This is a genomic window from Pedobacter ghigonis, assembly GCF_903166585.1.
In the GTDB taxonomy this organism is placed as follows: Bacteria; Bacteroidota; Bacteroidia; order Sphingobacteriales; family Sphingobacteriaceae; genus Pedobacter; species Pedobacter ghigonis.
In genome coordinates this window covers 117075-136362 of record NZ_CAESCM010000001.1, presented here as the reverse complement: position 1 = coordinate 136362, position 19288 = coordinate 117075, and the positions used below count along the sequence as shown (strand labels likewise).

17 protein-coding genes are annotated in these 19288 nt (G+C 39.3%); 10 read left to right on the top strand and 7 right to left on the bottom strand.

What is annotated here, in order from left to right; genetic code table 11:
• Window positions 1-100: 100 nt before the first annotated feature.
• Together HWV58_RS00650 and HWV58_RS00645 are read left to right on the top strand one after the other, a co-directional pair.
• Window positions 101-709, top strand: a complete 609-nt coding sequence (locus HWV58_RS00650; protein ID WP_175632212.1) for a Crp/Fnr family transcriptional regulator — start codon at window positions 101-103, stop codon at window positions 707-709.
• A gap of 366 nt (window positions 710-1075) precedes the next feature.
• Window positions 1076-2437 carry a glycine-rich domain-containing protein gene (locus HWV58_RS00645; RefSeq protein WP_175632211.1) on the top strand — a complete coding sequence of 454 codons (1362 nt, stop codon included), beginning with the start codon at window positions 1076-1078 and terminating at the stop codon, window positions 2435-2437.
• Window positions 2438-2736: 299 nt separating this feature from the next.
• On the opposite strand, the gene HWV58_RS00640 is transcribed toward HWV58_RS00645, so the two are convergent.
• Window positions 2737-3297 (bottom strand): 5' nucleotidase, NT5C type, encoded by a 561-nt coding sequence (locus HWV58_RS00640; RefSeq protein WP_175632210.1) that lies wholly within the window; start codon window positions 3295-3297, stop codon window positions 2737-2739.
• A 96-nt stretch (window positions 3298-3393) separates the two neighbouring features.
• Between HWV58_RS00640 and HWV58_RS00635 the strand changes: the two genes are divergently transcribed.
• Window positions 3394-4143, top strand: a complete 750-nt coding sequence (locus HWV58_RS00635) for a DeoR/GlpR family DNA-binding transcription regulator (protein WP_175632209.1) — start codon at window positions 3394-3396, stop codon at window positions 4141-4143.
• Window positions 4144-4226: 83 nt separating this feature from the next.
• On the opposite strand, the gene HWV58_RS00630 is transcribed toward HWV58_RS00635, so the two are convergent.
• The 4 genes from HWV58_RS00630 to pfkA all read right to left on the bottom strand — a co-directional run bounded on the left by HWV58_RS00630 (window position 4227) and on the right by pfkA (window position 8768).
• A complete protein-coding gene (locus tag HWV58_RS00630; RefSeq protein ID WP_175632208.1) occupies window positions 4227-4964 on the bottom strand; it encodes a TlpA disulfide reductase family protein in 738 nt (245 codons plus the stop codon).
• A gap of 966 nt (window positions 4965-5930) precedes the next feature.
• Window positions 5931-6929 carry a type I glyceraldehyde-3-phosphate dehydrogenase gene (gap, locus tag HWV58_RS00625; protein ID WP_175632207.1) on the bottom strand — a complete coding sequence of 333 codons (999 nt, stop codon included), beginning with the start codon at window positions 6927-6929 and terminating at the stop codon, window positions 5931-5933.
• A gap of 8 nt (window positions 6930-6937) precedes the next feature.
• Entirely contained in the window at window positions 6938-7780 is an 843-nt protein-coding gene (locus HWV58_RS00620) for a hypothetical protein (protein ID WP_175632206.1), read from the bottom strand.
• Between the two features lies 1 nt (window position 7781).
• Entirely contained in the window at window positions 7782-8768 is a 987-nt protein-coding gene (gene pfkA, locus HWV58_RS00615) for a 6-phosphofructokinase (RefSeq protein ID WP_175632205.1), read from the bottom strand.
• Window positions 8769-8880: 112 nt separating this feature from the next.
• On the opposite strand from pfkA, the gene HWV58_RS00610 reads away from it, so the two are divergent.
• Window positions 8881-9570: an NUDIX hydrolase gene (locus HWV58_RS00610; protein ID WP_052266252.1), complete on the top strand. Its 690-nt coding sequence runs from the start codon at window positions 8881-8883 to the stop codon at window positions 9568-9570.
• 184 nt (window positions 9571-9754) lie between these two features.
• Here HWV58_RS00610 and HWV58_RS00605 read toward each other — a convergent pair whose 3' ends face one another.
• Window positions 9755-10615, bottom strand: a complete 861-nt coding sequence (locus HWV58_RS00605; RefSeq protein WP_175632204.1) for a BadF/BadG/BcrA/BcrD ATPase family protein — start codon at window positions 10613-10615, stop codon at window positions 9755-9757.
• 222 nt (window positions 10616-10837) lie between these two features.
• On the opposite strand from HWV58_RS00605, the gene HWV58_RS00600 reads away from it, so the two are divergent.
• The 5 genes from HWV58_RS00600 (at window position 10838) to HWV58_RS00580 (ending at window position 17681) form a co-directional block, all read left to right on the top strand.
• The gene (locus HWV58_RS00600) at window positions 10838-11860 is read left to right on the top strand and encodes a threonine aldolase family protein (protein WP_175632203.1); all 1023 of its coding nucleotides are present in this window, start codon (window positions 10838-10840) and stop codon (window positions 11858-11860) included.
• 109 nt (window positions 11861-11969) lie between these two features.
• Complete coding sequence (accC, locus tag HWV58_RS00595; RefSeq protein WP_175632202.1) at window positions 11970-13481, top strand: acetyl-CoA carboxylase biotin carboxylase subunit; 1512 nt, start codon at window positions 11970-11972, stop codon at window positions 13479-13481.
• 167 nt (window positions 13482-13648) lie between these two features.
• Complete coding sequence (locus tag HWV58_RS00590; protein ID WP_175632201.1) at window positions 13649-14233, top strand: riboflavin synthase; 585 nt, start codon at window positions 13649-13651, stop codon at window positions 14231-14233.
• Window positions 14234-14400: 167 nt separating this feature from the next.
• Complete coding sequence (locus HWV58_RS00585) at window positions 14401-17052, top strand: glycoside hydrolase family 78 protein (protein ID WP_235972603.1); 2652 nt, start codon at window positions 14401-14403, stop codon at window positions 17050-17052.
• Window positions 17053-17219: 167 nt separating this feature from the next.
• Complete coding sequence (locus HWV58_RS00580; protein WP_175632200.1) at window positions 17220-17681, top strand: DUF4268 domain-containing protein; 462 nt, start codon at window positions 17220-17222, stop codon at window positions 17679-17681.
• Here HWV58_RS00580 and HWV58_RS00575 read toward each other — a convergent pair.
• Window positions 17678-18829, bottom strand: coding sequence for a tetratricopeptide repeat protein (locus tag HWV58_RS00575; protein WP_175632199.1), 1152 nt, complete (start codon window positions 18827-18829; stop codon window positions 17678-17680). The two genes, HWV58_RS00580 and HWV58_RS00575, sit on opposite strands and share 4 nt — an antisense overlap.
• A gap of 152 nt (window positions 18830-18981) precedes the next feature.
• Here HWV58_RS00575 and HWV58_RS00570 point away from each other — a divergent pair, with 152 nt between their 5' ends.
• A complete protein-coding gene (locus HWV58_RS00570) occupies window positions 18982-19278 on the top strand; it encodes a hypothetical protein (RefSeq protein ID WP_175632198.1) in 297 nt (98 codons plus the stop codon).
• The last annotated feature ends 10 nt before the right edge of the window (window positions 19279-19288 follow it).

Below are 19288 nucleotides of genomic sequence, written 5' to 3'. Positions count from 1 at the left end.
TTGATTTTAGTCAGCAAATTTGACGCTCCAATCCACTTTATTTTTGTCATTTAGTTTAATTCGCTATAATTAGAGGTCTAAAGTCTATTCCCTTTAATATATGCTCGAAACACGTAAAGTATTTTTGGTAAATACCATGTTGAATTATCTCAGTAATTTAAATCCCGTAACAGCGGGGTTTATTCAGGAGATAAAAAAGCATGCAGAACCAATTTTGATCAAAAAGAATAAATATATCCTATCCCCAATTGATAATAATGATTATGTTTTTTTTGTAGCCTCGGGGCTGGTTAGAGGTTTTATTAAAGATGAAGGCAAAGAAATTACTACCTGGGTGAGTTTAGGTAGCGAATTTGTAGGTGCCATCCAGCATCCTGATGAAATGCAGCAACCCTCTATCGAATACCTGCAGGCTCTTGAAAAAACAGAAGTAGTAGCCATGTCGAATGCTTTCATCAACAAACTTTATGAAAGTTATATAGAAACCAATATTATAGGTAGAAAAATTCTGGCCCTTCAGTATTATGCTGCATCCCAGCGTGCAATATTGGCACGTATTCCCTCAGCCGAAAGACGTTATGAGAAATTTCTTGAATTGAATGCTTTCGAAATTACTAAAGTTCCCCTGCGTTGCGTAGCCAGTTACCTGGGCATGCGTTTAGAAACCTTAAGCCGCATACGCAGCAGATTGGTTAAAGAGCTGGTTTAGATTTTTAACCGGTAGTTTCTTTCCATTTCGCAATAAGCATTATACCATTTTTTCGATTTTGGAACCTTATGTTTACATAGCACTATACACATTTTACAAATTGCTGTACAAGATAAAATTTAGTGTTGTATCTGTAGGGATACTGGCTATATTTGGGTAAGTAAAAATTAAATCAACGGGACGATTTAGATTACACTCGTAAGCCTCTCTTTTAAGGGAGGCTTATTTTGTTTGTACCAATCCCGCATCTCCATTGCAAACAGTAAACAATAATCACCGGCTTGTTTAGTTGTTGTTTCGTAAATAGTACTATATTTATAAGGAGATATTGTAATCAGATAACTGTCAGCTGAAATTAGGATAGCTATGAATAACGTACTTTGGAACAGCATACTGCAGTTTGATTTCGATCAGTTACAGGGAGATTATCCCTTTTCGGTTAGGCTTGCCAACGAAAACCGGTGGACAAAGGCCTTTACAGAAAGTGCAATTCTCGAGTATAAAAAGTTTATGTATCTGGCTGCGGTTGCAGATGTAATGGTTTCGCCATCGGCTATTGTTGATGTCGTGTGGCATCAGCACCTTATCTTTTCGAAATCTTATCATGATTTTTGCCAATTACTGGGTAAGGATATTCAACATGTACCTTCTACACATGATAAGGCTCAATTAGTTCAGTTTAAAAAGGCTGAAGAACGAACAAAAGAACAATACGCTGAACATTTTGGCGAACAACCCGAAAGTATCTGGGCTTACGGTAATATGCTGGCTGGTTTAAAGCTCAGGCCGGCAAATGTTAAACCACGATTTTTGATCCTGTTCGGTGTACTGATCTTCTGTATGCTCATCGTTCCGTTTTACTATTTGCTTAAGCCACTTTATCTGCATATCGATAATCCATATTTTATTTTAGGTTTCGCTGCTATAGTACTGGCGGCCTATGTAATACTCAACTTACACAATAAAAACAGCATGAATACTGTGCTGCGTTCTTTCCATCACGATTCATTTGTATATCATCTCAAACCTTTAGAGTTAGTTTACCTTAAAACACAACGGCTTTCTGATGTGATCGGAGGACCGGTAAATGAGCTGATTAACAATGGAACAATTAAGATTACCGAACAAATGATTTCGGTTTCCGGTACCGTTGATGTTCAATCTGCCGAGCAGGCCCAGGTAGTGAGTATTTTGCAAGATTCGGGCCGGATCTATTATCCAAAACTACTGCGGCTACTAGCGGCAAAACCCATATTCAGGAATATTAGCAAAAGTTTAACTGCTTTTCAATATCACTTCTACCAATCTAAAACATTTGCAAAATTATTTGCGAACAGCTTTATCGTTTTTGCTTTTTTACTTATGCTGCCACTAATCAGGATAATTACGGGTGTTGAGCGGGATAAGCCCGTTATCCAGCTGCTTATTGTAACGGCAGCTTTGTTTTTCTTTGCCGTGTTTTACCTGCGTAAGCTATCCTTAATGTTGTGTAAAGAAACCATTCCCAACTGGTATGGTAACCATGCACAGTATAAGCAGAAAGCGGATAGCGATTGGCAATGGAACTACTTTCTATATGGAACAGCAGCTTTAAATGCTTCTTTTTTTACGATAATGAACTATAATGAGCGCAAGAACTGGGGCAACGGCGATGGAGGATGCAGTAGTGCATGCGGCTCATCGTGTGGTAATTCTTGTGGTAGCTGCGGTGGCTGTGGCGGTGATTAGGACTTGATAAGTTCATTATACCAAATCTTGCAGAAAATTGCATTGATCAAATGATATTGATTTCGCAATAATTCGGATAAGTGAAACATTTAAATAAAATCAAAACACCTTGGTGACTTACTTCATTTCTTTTGAGAATTATCAAAGAAAAAAATATTTCTTCATGAAATCTTAATCTTTCTGCCGTAATATTGTAGGCATAAGGGGTGAGAGCCTTATATCAACTTCATAAGTTGAGAGCGTTAATTTAGATAGGGGATGTAGCCAGTGGTTACATCCTTTTTTTGTGGTTTAGCGGTTTAGGCAATTGCAAGGCTTTCTAACTGCTCTTCTTCCAGTTTCTTTAATAATGCTGGTATTTCATTCCAGTGGTTTACCCTTTGGTGGTGCTTTTTCTCCACATTGTGGAAGGCAGTAAACATTAAGGGCTTTCCTTTGCAGAAATCGAGGTTTTTACAGTGATCATCAATTAAATAATCGGTGTCGATAATGCTTTTATCGCCACAAAAGATAATGTTTCTCCAGCCAATAAAAGGGAAGTGTTCGGCGAGCCATTCGCGTTTTTCAAACAAGGATAAGGGGAATTCCATTGCAGCCGAAACTATATATACTTCATAATCTTCCATTAGTTTTTTTACGGTTTCTACAGCTCCCTCCATTAAAGGCAGGTTTCTGAAAAAGCCTGCTTTATTGCAGATTTTCATTGCCAACTCGCGGTCAGGAAAAAGTTCTTCTTCCGATTTACCTTTTATGTCGTCGCGGGTGAGTATGATACCGGTCTGGGCAGCATACGATTGTAATATGTGGTCTTCTATATCGGCGAGTACGCCATCCATATCAATGCCTATTGTTCTTTTCATAGCTTGCTATATTTTGCAACAAAAATATTAAATATTGCAATATGTTGCAAATTTGTTTCCGTTTAAAATTTTATATTTGCAGTATATTGCATTAATATGGTAAAAGAAGAACGCCTACAGATCATTATCGATACACTGGAAAAAGACAATAAAGTACGCCTGGATCAGCTGAGTAATTTGCTCAAAGTATCAGAAGATACGGTAAGGCGCGACATTAAAGAACTCGATACGCAAGGATTGCTCAGGGCCGTACGGGGAGGGGCAATTGCCCGTTCGCCTATTCCACAGCATTATAGGGAAAGGGAAAAGTACAATCAGCAGCATAAGCAAATCATTGCTGCCAAAGCCTTACGGTTTTTAAAAGATGGTCAGGTAGTTTTCTTTGATGGCGGAACCTCGGTTGTAGCGCTGGCAGCCGCTTTACCAAAAGATTTAAAAATTACTATTATTACCAATAGTTTTCCGGTGGCCAATATTTTAGAAGACCACCCCTGTACCGAAGTAATATTTGCCGGTGGAAAATTGCATAAAACTGCATTTACAACCATGGGACAGGAAACCATCGATACCTTCAGGAAAATACGTGCTGATATTTGTATGCTCGGTATTTGCAGTTTACACCATAGTATGGGTATTACGTCTATCATATATGAAGATGCACAGCTGAACAATACCATGATTAACCAGGCACAGAAAACCATTGCGCTTTCGGCCCTCGAAAAGATCGATACCGTTGAGCCTTATTACGTATGTCCGGTTACCGATGTAGATGTAATTATTACCGAAACTGAGCCTGAAAATACTGCTTTAGATGCTTACAGGCATTTGGGGATTGAGGTGGTTTAGTTAGTTATCGTCCTCGTTTGTAACGCGGGTGGAAGAGATGTACATTTCTAATGCATACCGTGCAGTCACAGGTTCCGCTTATCTTATTTTGCTTCGTTAATAAGTGAGTTGATAATTTTTATGAAAGAGTTTGATTCTGCTGATTGCTCTTTTTCATTACCTTCTAGAGGGAAGTTGCCTTCTATGTAGCGTAAAATGCCATTTTTATCAATAAACAGGTTTCTGGGTAAAGCTGTTATTTTTAAGTTTTTTTGGTATTCCTGGCCATTTGCTAACACCAAAAAATTAAACTCTTTGTTTTTTACAAATTGTTTTAGGGCATCACGTGTGGCATCGTTTTCAGTAATGGATATGAAATTCATTTCACTTCCGTACTTCTCCTTTAGTTTGCTTAGTGCCGGCATCTCTGCAATGCATGGTCCGCAGTAAATAGCCCAAAAGTTAATAAGAGTTGGTTTGCCTAAAAACTGAGTTGATGTAAAAACTTTTCCATCTAAATCTTTTAATACAAAGGGCGGGATTTTTTTGTCTAACAGTAAGAAGGTCGAATCTTGTTTGTACAAGAGTGCAAAGGCCGATTTTTCTGTTGTTTTGTGTGCATCAAACCGCAGATAATTGATCACGGTATCTTTTTTGGTAATTTTATGATAAACAGTTGGAGTGATGTCAAGGTCTGCAGGTAAGCCTTTTGAAATTTTATTAAAGGTACTTCTTATTTCCGCTTCGGTAAAGAATTTATGGGTGTTGAAGGTGTAAATATTGGTTTGCGAATAAGCTTTTTGAGTAAGCACTAATAATAAGCAATACAATAGAAGTCTCATGTGGTGGTTTAAATAATTTATTCTAATATATGTATTCATACGTTAGCGTTTGTTATGCGGACGGAATAGGTGTGCATTTGTAATGTAGGGCGATGGAGCATGTGTTTTTTAGGAAATAACTTATAATTATAAGCTCGGAGCATATATCGTTTAAAAAATAACCTATAATTATAAGTTCAGAGCATATATCATTTAAAAAATAATCTATAATTATAAGCTTGGAACAATGTTGATTGTTTAGCTAGTCGTCCGCGTTTGTAACGCAGATGGAAGAGATATACATTTGTAATGTATACTGTGCAATTAGCGTGCTTATCTTATTTCCTTAATAAAGACGTATTCTGATGTGTCTGCGGGTGATGAATAAAAACCTCGTATAAAAGAAAAGAGATACTCCATCCAGACGTATCTCTTTTTTCTAACCAAATATAAACCTGTTATGAGCCAGGCTTTGTCTTTAACTTTCTTTCTAAACCTGGGTTTATCCAGAAAGTGATTTATCTTTTTCTATTGATAACAAACATCGTTCCGTTTATTATGATACAAATATAGTAAAAAATTTGATAGTGTAAAAAATACACTAAGAAAATTTTAAGTATTTTTTTTGTCATTTTTTATTTCCTGTTCCTTTTCTATAAGCTTTTAGGATTTAAAATGATCGTACCACAAAGATAAAGCAAAAATTTGTTAACTAATTGTTAAATATTGTCAATTTATAGTACGATTTAGTCAAACGTTTGTTTAGTTTTTGCTAAAAAATAGATTTTGCTGATATTTTGTGGTAATTTTTTGATTTTTTGATAGTGTTAAGTGAATTTTTGGTTTTAAAGTTAAATAAATACGAGTTTTTGGCTGATTTTAAAATAAAATTTACAGGTGAAAATGCTGTTTAAAACAAAAAGGTAGCATTAAATTAATAATGCTACCTTTTTAGTAGTATAGTAATGCGCTAAGCGCTATTTTTTATTATAAACTAGCGTAATATTCTACGAATTTAGCTAATGCTGAAGAATATCCCCACTCGTTATCGTACCAAGATACCACTTTTACGAAATTATCGTTCAAAGAGATACCAGCTTTTGCGTCGAAAATAGAAGCGTGGTCATCACCAATAAAGTCAGAAGAAACAACTTCATCCTCAGTATAACCTAGTACACCTTTTAAATCGCCTTCAGAAGCAGCTTTCATTGCAGCTTTAATTTGCTCGTAAGTAGCTGGTTTTTCTAAACGTGCAGTTAAATCTACTACAGAAACGTCAGCAACAGGAACACGGAAAGACATACCCGTTAATTTTCCTTTTAATTCAGGAAGTACCATACCTACAGCTTTAGCAGCACCGGTTGATGAAGGGATGATGTTAGAGAAACCACCACGGCCACCTCTCCAGTCTTTAGCTGATGGGCTATCAACAGTTTTTTGAGTTGCAGTTACCGCGTGGATTGTGCTCATTAAACCTTCAACAATACCGAAGTTATCGTTTAATACTTTAGCAATTGGCGCTAAACAGTTAGTAGTACATGATGCGTTAGAAACGATAGTTTGATCTGCAGTTAATTTATCGTGGTTAACACCCATTACGTAAGTAGGGATGTCACTATCTTTAGCAGGAGCAGAGAAAACTACTTTTTTAGCACCAGCAGCGATGTGTTTCTCAGCATCAACGCGGGTTAAGAATAAACCAGTTGATTCGATTACCACTTCAACACCTACAGCATCCCATTTCAAATCAGCAGGGTTTCTTTCTGAAGTAACACGGATAGTTTTGCCGTTAACTACAAGGTTACCGTCAACAACTTCAATCGTGCCATCAAATTTACCGTGTGTTGTATCATATTTTAACATGTAAGCCATGTAATCCGGATCAATTAAGTCGTTAATGGCTACAATATCTAATCCTCTTTTTAATGCGGCTCTGAAAACCAGTCGGCCAATACGGCCAAAGCCGTTTATTCCAATTTTGCTCATTGTTTTTGTTAATTAATGTAATGTTTTAATAAATTCTGTATTGGTTCTTTAATAATGCTTTTAATCTCCAGGTTGTATTTGCCTGCTACCAGCCTTAAGCGGTCTTCGAGTTCGGCAGCTACTTTGCCTACAATATGCAGCTCTTTGTTAGGGTACTTCTCAACTGTTGGTAAAATATACGTTTCAAAATATTTTTCAAATCCCTCATCAATCAGCTTACGGATGTATTCGTGTTTGCTGTTTTGGGTAACGAAATCGAAAAACGAAGTTAAGAAAATATTGGCCTGCGGCTTATTGTAAATGCGTTCTAAAATTTGAGGGCGGTCCAGATTGTGTGTTAATAAGAATTTGGTTTCAATATCCTTAGGTAGTTTGTGACTTAAAAATTCTTTGAGAATCATTTTTCCAAAGTAATTTGAAGAGCCTTCATCACCTAATATATAACCCAATCCAAAGTTATTGTTAAGGGGCTTTTTTCCATCAAAGTAAGCACAATGTGCGCCACTGCCCAGCATGCCTACAATGCCTGGTTTATCATAACAGGCAGCTTTGGCTGCGCCGAACAAATCATTTTCGACCACAACTTTGCTGTATTTAAAAAATGAAGAAAGGGTTTTGGCCAGTTCTTCTTTTCTATCAGCCGATGATGCACCTGCGGCAAAGAAATAAATTTTCTTTATGTTCTCTGCATTGTTAACCAGGGCAACCTTTTTATTGAGGATCTGTAAAATCGTTTTCGGATCAACAAAGCAGGGGTTTAAGCCTGTAGTATTGCAATGTGCTACAACCTGTCCATTTTGGGTAATCTTCCAAAATGCAGTTTTCGATCCACTGTAAACAACCGCTATCATATTATATAGAAAGTACTTCGGTCATTTCCAATAAATCGGGTTCAAGTTTGAAGGAATGTGCCGATAAAGCCTCCTTAATGCTGGTTAATTTAATTTCGTTTCCTTTTAAGCCTACCATTTGTTCAGTTTGGCCTGCAATTAACGCATTTACTGCGGCAAAACCTAACCTGCTGCCTAAAATACGGTCAAAACTGCTTGGACTACCTCCGCGTTGCAGGTGCCCAAGTATGGTAACTTTGGTGTCGTAGTGGTCAAAAGTTTCTTTTACTTTTTTCGCAATATCGTAAGCACCACCTTGCTTGTGCCCTTCGGCAACAATTACAATACTTGATGATTTTTTGGTTGCTGCACCTAAAGCAAGCTTATCAATCAGTTCGTTAACGCTGGTTTCCTTTTCGGGCAGTAATACCGCTTCGGCACCACTTGCAATCGAACTTCTTAAGGCAATACAACCAGAATCGCGGCCCATTACTTCTATAAAGAATAAACGGTCGTGCGCATCGGCAGTATCCCTTATTTTATCTATCGCTTCAATTACGGTATTAATTGCCGTATCGTAACCCAGTGTAAAATCCGATCCAACCAGGTCGTTATCAATTGTACCCGGAATACCGATTACTTTAACGCCAAAATTTTCCGAAAAACGTTTGGCACCGGTAAAAGTTCCGTCGCCACCAATCACCACCAGGGCATCGATGTCGTTTTTCTTTAAATTGTTGTAGGCAATCTGCTGACCTTCGTCTGTTTTAAATTCTAAACAGCGTGCAGTTTTCAATATGGTTCCGCCCAGGTGTAGTATATTACTCACCGAACGGGCATCCATTGGTTTTATGTTGTCGGTAATTAAACCCTGGTACCCCTGCATTACACCATACATATTTATGCCATGGTAAATTCCGGTACGAACAACAGCTCTGATCGCAGCATTCATTCCGGGGGCATCGCCACCAGAAGTTAATACGGCTATATTTTTAATATTTGGCTCCATCTTATAATATACGAATATAGTGTGTAATTTTTACACTAAGTAATTTTTTTTATTTTTTTTACTTAATATTGAAAGTCATACCTTTATCTGCTTAAAATAATTAATTTTTACTTTGGAACAAATTTTACCTCATTTAGATTCTGTATTCTCGATAGATTGCGTTTTGTTTGGATTTGATGGTAAGGAATTAAAAATCCTGCTAATTGAAAGGAATGAAGAACCGTTTAAAGATTGGTGGGCTTTGCCCGGTAACATTGTTGGTCCAGACGAGAGTTTAGATCAGTCTGCCTCTCGGATTTTGTACGAACTTACTGGTTTGCGCGGCATTTACATGGAGCAGTACTATGCTTTTGGCGATCCTTACAGGCACCCGCAGGGTAGGGTAATTACGTTGGCTTATTATGCACTGATCAGGTTGGGTGGCGATAAAGAATTGCGTCCTATCAGTACTTATGCAAAACGCGCCAATTGGTTGCCTATTACCGATCTGCCTAAACTGGCTTTCGATCACCAAAAGATATATGATAAGGGTTTAGAGAAAATTAAACGCCGGATTAAACACCAGCCCATTGCTTTCGAACTTTTGCCAGAGAAATTTACGCTTACCCAGCTACAGCATGTGTACGAATTGGTATTGGGCAAAAAACTGGATAAACGGAATTTCAGGAAGAAGATAGTAAGTTTCGGTGTGTTGAAAGAGCTTGATGAGAAACAAAAAGGCGTATCTTACCGCGCAGCTACCTTGTACCGTTTCGATAAAAGAAAATATGCCAAGCTTTTTGGTAAGGAGATTTCGTTCTAGCGAAAGACTGGTGCAGAAAGACTAAAGCAGAAAGGCTAAAGCTTAAAGCGAAGAGCTTAGCGCATTGATCTGAGGGACCAAAGCTTAAATACTGATAAAAAAGAAAACCCGGATTTGAATTTCAAATCCGGGTTTTTTGTTCTTTATGTTTCAGTACTGGCAACTCCAAACTGAAAACTCCAAACTAAGCTTTCGGTGCTAACTCTAAGTGGTAATGTACCAAATCATCTATAGGTGAGCGGATAATTTTACCCACGCCCATTTCGTAACGATCGGCTACAATACTTAAAATATCGCGGAAACTATAACCTACAGAACCTACACAGTTTAATTTGTGGTCTTTGTAGTTTGGATAGTGGATAACCAAAGCTTCGAAGAATGCAGTAAATGCATAATCAATCGTGCTGAAAGCATAATCTTCGTAGTTATCTTTAAAATCGTATAAGAATTTACTAAAGCTTGCGCAAAAACGGTTTGGCAATGGCTTGTTGTAAATGTTGTCGAAAATGTCTTCGTTGGTTAATGCGTAGTTATCGTAAAAAGCTTCACGTAAACCTTTTGGCATGTAACCTTTCATGTAATCGCTTAAAATGCGTTTACCAATGTACGAACCGCTACCTTCATCACCTAAGAAATAACCCAGCGAATCGATATTCATGGTAATTTCGTTTCCATCATATAGGCATGAGTTTGTACCTGTACCTAAAATAGCAGCAAATCCTGGCTCGTTTCCAAGAAGTGCCCTGCAAGAGGCAAGTAAATCATGACCTACAAAAATGCTTGCATTGGTAAAAACCTGTTTCATGGCATCAGCCACAATTTTTACATTTGCTGGTGTAGAACAGCCGGCACCGTAGTAATAAACTGCTGTTAGTTTCTCTCTTTCCAAGTGGTCTGGAAGAGTCTCATTCAAAGACTTTACAATGTACTCTTCTTTGGAAAAATATGGATTGTAACCTTCAGTGTTAAAGTAAATTTTTCTGCCGGCCTCGTTAATCAGACACCAATTTGTTTTGGTCGATCCGCCGTCTGCAATTACTATCATTTTTATTTATTTTTGGTTTTAGCACGATAAAAGTATAAAAAGTCTTATATTTTGTATCCTTTTTTTTAATAATTTTTTAACAATTTGTTGTTGCTGAAAATTAAGTGTGTAAAAAATACACTATATAGAGCGCTTAATGGCCGAAAAACCTTAAAATTATACCAGAAAAGGCATTGGTCTTTTTTTTAAACATCAAGAATTTTTTTACAATCGAATAGCGAAATGAACAACAGATTTTTAGATTTCAGGAGCGATACCGTAACCAAACCAACTGCCGGAATGTTGGAAGCCATGATGACTGCAAAAGTTGGAGATGACGTTTTTGGTGAAGACGAAACGGTGCATGCACTGGAGGCAAAACTGGCTTTAGCCTTTAACATGGAAGCCGGACTATTTTGTCCTTCAGGAACCATGACCAATCAAATCGCCATCAAGTGTTTTACGCAACCCATGGATGAGGTAATCTGCGATCAGACGGCGCATGTTTACCGTTATGAAATTGGCGGCATTGCCTTCCACTCTGGTGCATCGGTAAGGTTACTGCATGGCGAGCGTGGTATTTTAACACCTGAGCTTATAGAGCCTGAAATTAATGATGACAATATTCATTATCCGAATTCGAGTTTGGTGGTTTTGGAAAATACGGTAAATAAGGGCGGTGGTAGTTGTTATACCTTATCTCAAATTGCACCTATCCATCATTTATGCAATATAAAAGGCTTAAAGCTGCATTTAGATGGTGCGCGTATTTTTAATGCATTGGCTGCAACCGGCGATCATGCCAGCGCTTACGGCAAATATTTTGACGGGATTTCGGTATGTCTCTCAAAAGGTTTAGGCGCGCCAGTGGGCTCCGTGCTGCTGGGTACCAAACAAATGATTAACAAAGCCCGAAAAATCAGGAAAGCTTTTGGTGGAGGCATGCGTCAGGCGGGCTTTTTAGCTGCTGCCGGTATTTATGCACTCGATCATCATGTAGCCAGGTTAAAAGACGACCATGCACATGCAAAGGCTTTGGCTATTGCCCTTGCCCGAGCGCCTTATGTAAAATCAATAATGCCCGTTGAAACCAATATTGTGGTTTTTGAGGTAGAAAAAGGTACTGCTGAGAAAATTGTGCACCAGTTTAAAGAAAAAGGACTTCATTGCAATACTACCAGCGCAAGTACTGTGCGTTTGGTTACGCATTTAGATCTCACTCCTGCAATGATAGATCAGGCTATTGAAATAATATTACATTTGTAGGTAGTCGGAAGTCCGAAGACAGCGGACTGAAGACAATAGTTTTATAGTTCATGGTCAATAGTCAGGTAGTTCATTTACAATCTGCATATATATATAAAGTCTAACCAAAATGCCCAATAACTCCAAACTAATAACTCCAATCTCCAAATTGCTAATCGCCAACCGTGGTGAAATAGCTTTACGTATTATGCGTTCGGCAAAAGAAATGGGGATTAAAACGGTAGCTGTTTTTTCGGAAGCCGATCGCAATGCACTGCATGTACGTTATGCTGATGAAGCGGTTTTTATCGGGCCAGCGCCGTCCAATCAAAGTTATCTGGTGGGAGAGAAAATTATTGAGGCTTGTAAACTTACAGGTGCGCAGGCCATTCATCCGGGCTATGGTTTTTTATCCGAGAATGCTGGTTTTGCGCAACTTGTTGCCGATGCAGGTTTGATTCTGGTTGGTCCTTCGCCACAGGCGATGGAAACCATGGGTAATAAACTATCAGCAAAAGCTGCTGCATTAAAATATAACATCCCAATGGTTCCGGGAACGGAAGAAGCCATACAGGATGTAAACGAAGCTAAGCAGCGTGCCATTGAAGTGGGCTTCCCGATTTTGATCAAGGCTGCTGCCGGCGGCGGTGGTAAAGGTATGCGCATTGTAGAACAGGCTGCCGATTTTGAAGAGCAGATGCAGCTCGCGGTAAGCGAAGCAACCTCTGCCTTCGGCGATGGAGCGGTTTTTATCGAACGTTATGTTACTTCGCCACGTCACATCGAAATACAGGTATTGGGCGATACACACGGCAATATTGTTCATCTTTTTGAACGCGAATGTTCCGTGCAACGTCGTCACCAGAAAGTGGTAGAAGAGGCACCTTCTTCGGTACTTACTGAAGAAATCAGGCAGCGGATGGGTAAATGTGCTGTTGATGTAGCCCGTTCAGTAAACTATACCGGTGCCGGAACGGTTGAATTTATCTTGGATGAAAACCTCGATTTTTTCTTCCTCGAAATGAATACCCGTTTACAGGTAGAGCACCCGGTAACCGAACTGATTACAGGGTTCGATCTGGTAAAAGAGCAGATTAAAATTGCTTCAGGCGAAAAATTAAGTTTTAGTCAGGAAGATTTAGAAATTAGCGGGCACGCCATCGAACTTCGGGTTTATGCCGAAGATCCGGCCAATAATTTCCTCCCTGATATTGGTAAGCTTCAAACCTATGTAACACCGCAGGGAAACGGCGTAAGGGTGGATGATGGCTTTGAACAGGGAATGGAAATACCGATTTATTACGACCCCATGATTGCCAAACTGATTACTTATGGCAAAGATAGGGAAGAGGCCATGGAACGTATGGTGCGGGCAATTGAAGAATATGATATTACCGGGATAGAAACTACTTTAGGTTTTGGTAAGTTTGTAATGCAACACGAGGCTTTTAAAACCGGAAATTTTGATACGCATTTTGTTGCCAAATATTTTAAACCCGAAAGTTTAAAGGTACAAGACCAAACTGAAGCTTTAATTGCTGCGGTAATGGCTGCCAGGCTTTTCCAGAAAAAGGATGTGCAGGTTAGCGATACAGCAAAGCAAAATACTTCTGACTGGAGAAAGAATAGATTGAAATATTAGATAATTTTGCGTGATCGTCATTGGCAGCTGAGCTCCTCCATACCGTCATTTCGAGTGGAGTGCAACGCAGCCGAGAAATCTATCTAGAGATAGATCTCTCCATTTCGCTTCGCTCCAGTCGAGATGACGGCGATTATGTAGAGACGATGCGATATAAATAAACACCAATGTTCACAGGAATTATAGAAACCCTTGGCGAAGTTACCGCCATCAAAAACGATCATACCAACATTCATTTTACCATTTCATCGGCCATTAGCCATGAGCTAAAAATAGATCAAAGCGTTGCACACAACGGCGTGTGTTTAACAGTCGTGGCTTTAAATGATGGTACACATACGGTTACCGCGATAGATGAAACACTGAATAAAACCAATCTGGATGCATTAAAGGTAGGTAGTAAGGTAAACCTGGAGCGCTGTATGCAAATGAACGCCCGTTTAGATGGACATATTGTTCAGGGCCATGTAGACCAAACTGCAGTTTGCGTTAAACGCGAAGAATTGGACGGAAGCTGGGAATACCGTTTTAAATACGACGCATCTGCAGGGAATGTAACTGTAGAAAAAGGTTCGGCCTGTGTAAATGGCATCAGCTTAACTGTGGTAAATTCTGCTACCGACGAATTTTCTGTTTTCATTATTCCCTACACTTTCGAACATACCAATTTACAAGAAGTAAATGTAGGCGATATGGTAAACCTCGAGTTCGATATTATTGGCAAATACGTGGCACGGCTCATGAACAAATAAAATTATTTTCAAGGTATTGATTTTGTTTTAAGTGCTTGTTAGTGAGATTTTTGTTTTATTTTAGGCGTTGTTGTGACGCTTAATTTTTCATAACAGTGCAGGATAGTTGAGCGGATAATATTGCTGATTATTACTGTGAAACACAAAAAACCTAACACTAACCATTTATGAACAAAATCTCCCGTATGCCAGGTGTGCTATGTGCGCTTGCCTTACTTTTCTCAATCATTACGAATGCTGCAGCGCAGAAAGTTTCTGTAAAAGATTTAACTGTTGAGCATTTGGTAAATCCTTTTAGTATAGATAACCCCAAGCCACGTTTTAGCTGGAAGCTGGTATCTGCAATAAAAGGTACCAAACAGAATAATTACGAAATCAGACTGGGCACTACAGCTACAATCGATAATAAAGCCTTATGGAAAGCAAATGTAAGCAACGATCAATCGGTGTTGGTTACTTACGATGGTCCGCAATTATCATCCAAAACCAGGTATTACTGGCAGGTTAGGGTAAAAGATAACCATGGTAATACTTCGGCCTGGTCGCCGGTTCAATACTTTCAAACCGGCTTAAAAGCCGAAGACTGGAGCGCCAAATGGATTGCGGTTGATGGAAAAGATACTGCCCTGGCCAGCCCCATGTTCAGAAAAGAAATTAACCTGAATAAAGAGGTTCGCTCGGCAATGGCCTACATTACAGCAAAAGGCTTGTACCAGGCCGAACTCAATGGCAAGCGTATCAGTGATGCTTATTTCGCCCCCGGTTGGACGAGCTACAAAAACCACATTCAATACCAGGCTTACGAGCTGGGCAAATCACTTAAGAAAGGTGCCAACGTGATTGGTGTATCGTTAGGAGATGGCTGGTACAAAGGCCGCATTGGCTTTGGCTGGCAAAAACAATTTTATGGCGATACGCGTGCTTTATTGTTGCAATTGGAAGTAGAATATACTGATGGAAGCAAAGAAACTTTCGTTACTGATAACAGCTGGAAAAGTAACTACGGACCAATCCGTGCTGCAAATATTTATGATGGCGAAAATTACGATGCCAGATTAGAGATTGCAGGTTGGAACAATATTGGATTTAAAGAAACGGCAGACTGGAAGCCTGTGCGCACGCTCGAAAACGGCCCCGAAAAACTGGTGGGCATGAGCGGGCCACAGGTAACCAAACACGAAGAATTTAAAGCTTTAAAGATTTTTAAAACACCGCTGGGTGAAACCGTTGTTGATTTCGGGCAAAACCTGGTAGGTTGGGTGATGTTAAAAGCCAAAGGTCCTGCAGGCACTAAAATTACCATAAGTCATGCCGAAGTTTTAACCAAAGCGGGTAATTTTTATACCACCAACCTGCGCACAGCCAAACAACAAAACAATTATATTTTAAAGGGTGGTGATGAACAGGTTTTTGAGCCCCATTTCACTTTTCAGGGTTTCAGGTACGCTAAAATAGAAGGCTATCTCGGCGAGTTAAAGCTTGAGGATTTGACTGCCGTTGCGGTCTACTCTGATATGCAAACCAGCGGTAAGTTTAGTACCTCTAATCCCTTGTTAAATCAGTTGCAGCATAATATCAGTTGGGGCCAGAAAGGAAACTTTGTAGATGTACCTACCGATTGTCCGCAACGCGACGAACGCCTCGGCTGGACTGGCGATGCACAGGCTTTTGCCAATACTGCCGCTTACAACATGGATGTTTCGGGCTTTTTTACCAAATGGTTAAAAGATGTGTCGGCAGATCAGCTGCCGAGTGGGAGTGTGCCATTTGTGGTACCAAACGTACTCAATAGCACCGATGCCGGCTCGGCGGGTTGGGCAGATGTGGCTACCATAATCCCCTGGGATCTGTATGTGGTTTACGCTGATAAAGGTTTGCTCGAAACCCAGTATGGCAGCATGAAGAAATGGGTTGATTATATTTCATCAGTAGCTAAAAACAATGTGTGGAATAGTGGCTTCCACTTTGGCGACTGGTTATTTTACCGCCCTAACGATGATAATGATGGCCGTGCAGCTGTGACCGATAAGTATATGATTGCCCAAACATTTTATGCTCACTCTACACAATTGCTCATTAATGCAGCAAAAGTTTTAGGTAAAACAGATGACGTAGCTAAATACAGTGATTTACTGGCAAAGATAAAAGCAGCTTACCTGGCCGAAAATATGACTGCTAATGGTAAACTGATCTCGAATACACAAACGGCTTATGTTTTGGCTTTGCAGTTTGATATGCTTCCTGAAAACCTGCGTGCGCAGGCTGCACAACGCCTGGTTGATAACGTACGCGATTACGGTAACCACCTTACCACCGGTTTTTTGGGTACACCCTATCTTTGCCATGTATTAAGCCGTTTTGGCCACGAAAACGTGGCCTACGATTTGCTGATGCAGGAAAAATATCCTTCATGGCTTTATCCTGTTAAAATGGGTGCAACCACCATTTGGGAACGATGGGATGGTATAAAGCAAGACGGATCTTTCCAAACTGCTGATATGAATTCTTTTAACCATTACGCTTATGGCGCTATTGGCGATTGGATGTACAAAAATATTGCGGGTATTAATCCGGTGGTTGCACAGCCAGGTTACAAAGCTATTTTAATTGCCCCAAGGCCGGGAGGTAATTTAACCAGCGCATCGGCAGAGCTAGAAACAGTATATGGAACAGTAAAATCTTCGTGGACTTTAGCCGACGGTGTTTTTAAACTTGATGTGGTAGTGCCAGCCAATGCTTCGGCTACAGTGGTATTACCGAAAACCGATAAAAAGGAAGAAATCGGCTCGGGGAGCTACCATTTTGAAACTAAGTATTAATCGCTTAATATTGCAGCACGGTTAAAAAGGTAGCTGTATCATTTTTTTCTTTGTCATCCTGAGCCTGTCGAAGGACTATAGTTTAGTTGTAGGCTAAAACGTTTCGACAGGCTCAAAGTGACAGATCTAGATGATTTGCTTCCTTAACCGATGACTTAAAAAAATAAATGTACAGTAAAGAAGAATCAGCGAGGTTACGGCAACAGTTTTGGATTAGTTTCGGACAATACATGAAGCCCGTTCCCTCGGCCAGCGGATCAACCGTAAACTGGACCAACTATAAAACAGGGGTCAAAAATATCTTCTTTAAAATGGATGTTGATAAAAAAAAGGCATTTATCGGCATACAGCTTTCACATCCGGATGCTGGAATCAGGCACCTGATATTTGAGCAGTTCGAAGAATTTAAACTCATGTTCAACAATGAGGTAGGCGAAGAATGGGACTGGATTAAGGATGCAACGGATGATTTCGGCAAAACCATAAGCCTGATATCGATATCCATTACCGGCGTAAGCATTTTTAATCAACAGCACTGGCCTGAGCTTATTTCCTTTTTCAAACCCCGTATCATTGCACTCGATGAATTTTGGGATAATGTAAAACCGGTATTCGAAAGCCTGGTTTAATCGGCCAGGTTCAGCTGTGCTAAACGATCTTTAGCAAACTTAATTTCTTCCTTATCATTTGTTATGTTGGGCTTGCTTTTTAAATACAGCTTGTAATATTTCAAGGCATTGCCAGTTTGCTTTAAGCGGGTATCATAAAGTATAGCCAGTCGATAGTAAAGGGTAGGTGTGGTATCAAATTGCAAACCTTTTTTATAGGCTGTATTGGCCAGGCTAAACTGGTTGTTTTCTTCATACACCAGTCCCAGCAACGAATAATAGCTAGTTGTATTGGGCGAAATGGCCTCATCAATTGTTTTTTTAGTATAAACGGCCGCCTGCGGATAATTTTTTAGCGCCCGGTAACTCAAAGCGGTATAATATAAGGTAGCTTCGTTTTGCATGGCCATTTTCTCCAGCATTTTAAAAAGATCAATCGCTTTTTGGTATTTTTTGGTGTAATAGCAGGCTTTGGCTACATCTTTCACTACGCCGGCATCGGCACCATCTTTTAACAGTTTTTCACCAGCAGCAATTACTTCGTTGTATTTTTTCAGCTGGTTGGCTACGGGTAGTTTTTCTTTTTGCAAAATCAGATTATCCGTATCAGCTTTGCTGGCGATATCGAGCACTTCGTAAGCTTTAGCGTGATCTTGTTTTATGGAAAAAATGTTGGCAAGATCTACAGCAACATCACCCTCTGTTGGGTTAATCTTATTGGCTTTTAACAAATACAAGAGTTTAAGCGAATCGGTAGGAATGCTGTAAAGATTGGCCAGTAGTTTATAGACATTAAAGTTATTGCTGTCTATTTTTGCAATTTCGCCATAATACAAACGGGCTTTTTCGGTATTGCCCCGCCTGGTGTTAATGCTGCCTAAACTAAACAATATTGGCAGGTTTTGTGGCTGTAGCGTATAAGCTTTGCTGTAAAATTTTTCGGCTTCTACATTGTTTCCGGCCATTAGAAAGCAATAACCCAATTGGCTGAGGACTTTGATATCGCTTACGTTTTCGCCATAAACGCCTTTCAGGTATTCTGCGGCTTCGGCATAACGCTGAGTTTGGTACAAATCGAAAAGTTTTTCTTTGTCTACCACTACATTTTGACTGTAAGCCACATTAGCAAAACAGCATACGAATAACAATATTAACAGCTTTCTCATCATAAGGAATTATAAAACTAATTTATTAGTTGTTTTTGTGAATTCCAAATTTGTTTTCAAATAGGCGCAAATTTATAGTTGTCGAAATGCTTTACATGAAAACAAAACAAAGCTTAATGGGTTTATAAGGAATAGTTTAACTAAAATAAGAACCTATGAACACTTTAAAGAAGTTTGAATTAATGGAAAAGATAGTGCGTGAATTGGAAGATCTACAAAATTCTCAGCAGGCCCTTATTCAGAAAATCGGTAAAATTGAAGTAGATAACATCGAACTTGGCGATAGCCGTTTGGAAAAAGATTTACCCGATATTCACCAAAATTTAGGTGATAACTTAGATACTATTTCGGGAATTTTAGATTACTTTGCAGGTAAAACACAAACCTTTGGTGATAAAAACAATGTTGAGGCTCTAAAAGAACAGGAAGCCATAAACAATGCCACCAGCTAAATTTAATCGC

Bases quoted from the DNA above. Each gene is read 5' to 3' on its own strand.
- pfkA (WP_175632205.1), bottom strand. From the start codon at position 8,768: ATGGAGCCAAATATTAAAAATATAGCCGTATTAACTTCTGGTGGCGAT.
- HWV58_RS00650 (WP_175632212.1), top strand. From the start codon at position 101: ATGCTCGAAACACGTAAAGTATTTTTGGTAAATACCATGTTGAATTAT.
- HWV58_RS00580 (WP_175632200.1), top strand. From the start codon at position 17,220: ATGTACAGTAAAGAAGAATCAGCGAGGTTACGGCAACAGTTTTGGATT.
- HWV58_RS00585 (WP_235972603.1), top strand. From the start codon at position 14,401: ATGAACAAAATCTCCCGTATGCCAGGTGTGCTATGTGCGCTTGCCTTA.
- HWV58_RS00570 (WP_175632198.1), top strand. From the start codon at position 18,982: ATGAACACTTTAAAGAAGTTTGAATTAATGGAAAAGATAGTGCGTGAA.
- accC (WP_175632202.1), top strand. From the start codon at position 11,970: ATGCCCAATAACTCCAAACTAATAACTCCAATCTCCAAATTGCTAATC.
- HWV58_RS00645 (WP_175632211.1), top strand. From the start codon at position 1,076: ATGAATAACGTACTTTGGAACAGCATACTGCAGTTTGATTTCGATCAG.
- HWV58_RS00590 (WP_175632201.1), top strand. From the start codon at position 13,649: ATGTTCACAGGAATTATAGAAACCCTTGGCGAAGTTACCGCCATCAAA.
- HWV58_RS00605 (WP_175632204.1), bottom strand. From the start codon at position 10,615: ATGATAGTAATTGCAGACGGCGGATCGACCAAAACAAATTGGTGTCTG.
- gap (WP_175632207.1), bottom strand. From the start codon at position 6,929: ATGAGCAAAATTGGAATAAACGGCTTTGGCCGTATTGGCCGACTGGTT.
- HWV58_RS00620 (WP_175632206.1), bottom strand. From the start codon at position 7,780: ATGATAGCGGTTGTTTACAGTGGATCGAAAACTGCATTTTGGAAGATT.
- HWV58_RS00640 (WP_175632210.1), bottom strand. From the start codon at position 3,297: ATGAAAAGAACAATAGGCATTGATATGGATGGCGTACTCGCCGATATA.
- HWV58_RS00600 (WP_175632203.1), top strand. From the start codon at position 10,838: ATGAACAACAGATTTTTAGATTTCAGGAGCGATACCGTAACCAAACCA.
- HWV58_RS00630 (WP_175632208.1), bottom strand. From the start codon at position 4,964: ATGAGACTTCTATTGTATTGCTTATTATTAGTGCTTACTCAAAAAGCT.
- HWV58_RS00635 (WP_175632209.1), top strand. From the start codon at position 3,394: ATGGTAAAAGAAGAACGCCTACAGATCATTATCGATACACTGGAAAAA.
- HWV58_RS00575 (WP_175632199.1), bottom strand. From the start codon at position 18,829: ATGATGAGAAAGCTGTTAATATTGTTATTCGTATGCTGTTTTGCTAAT.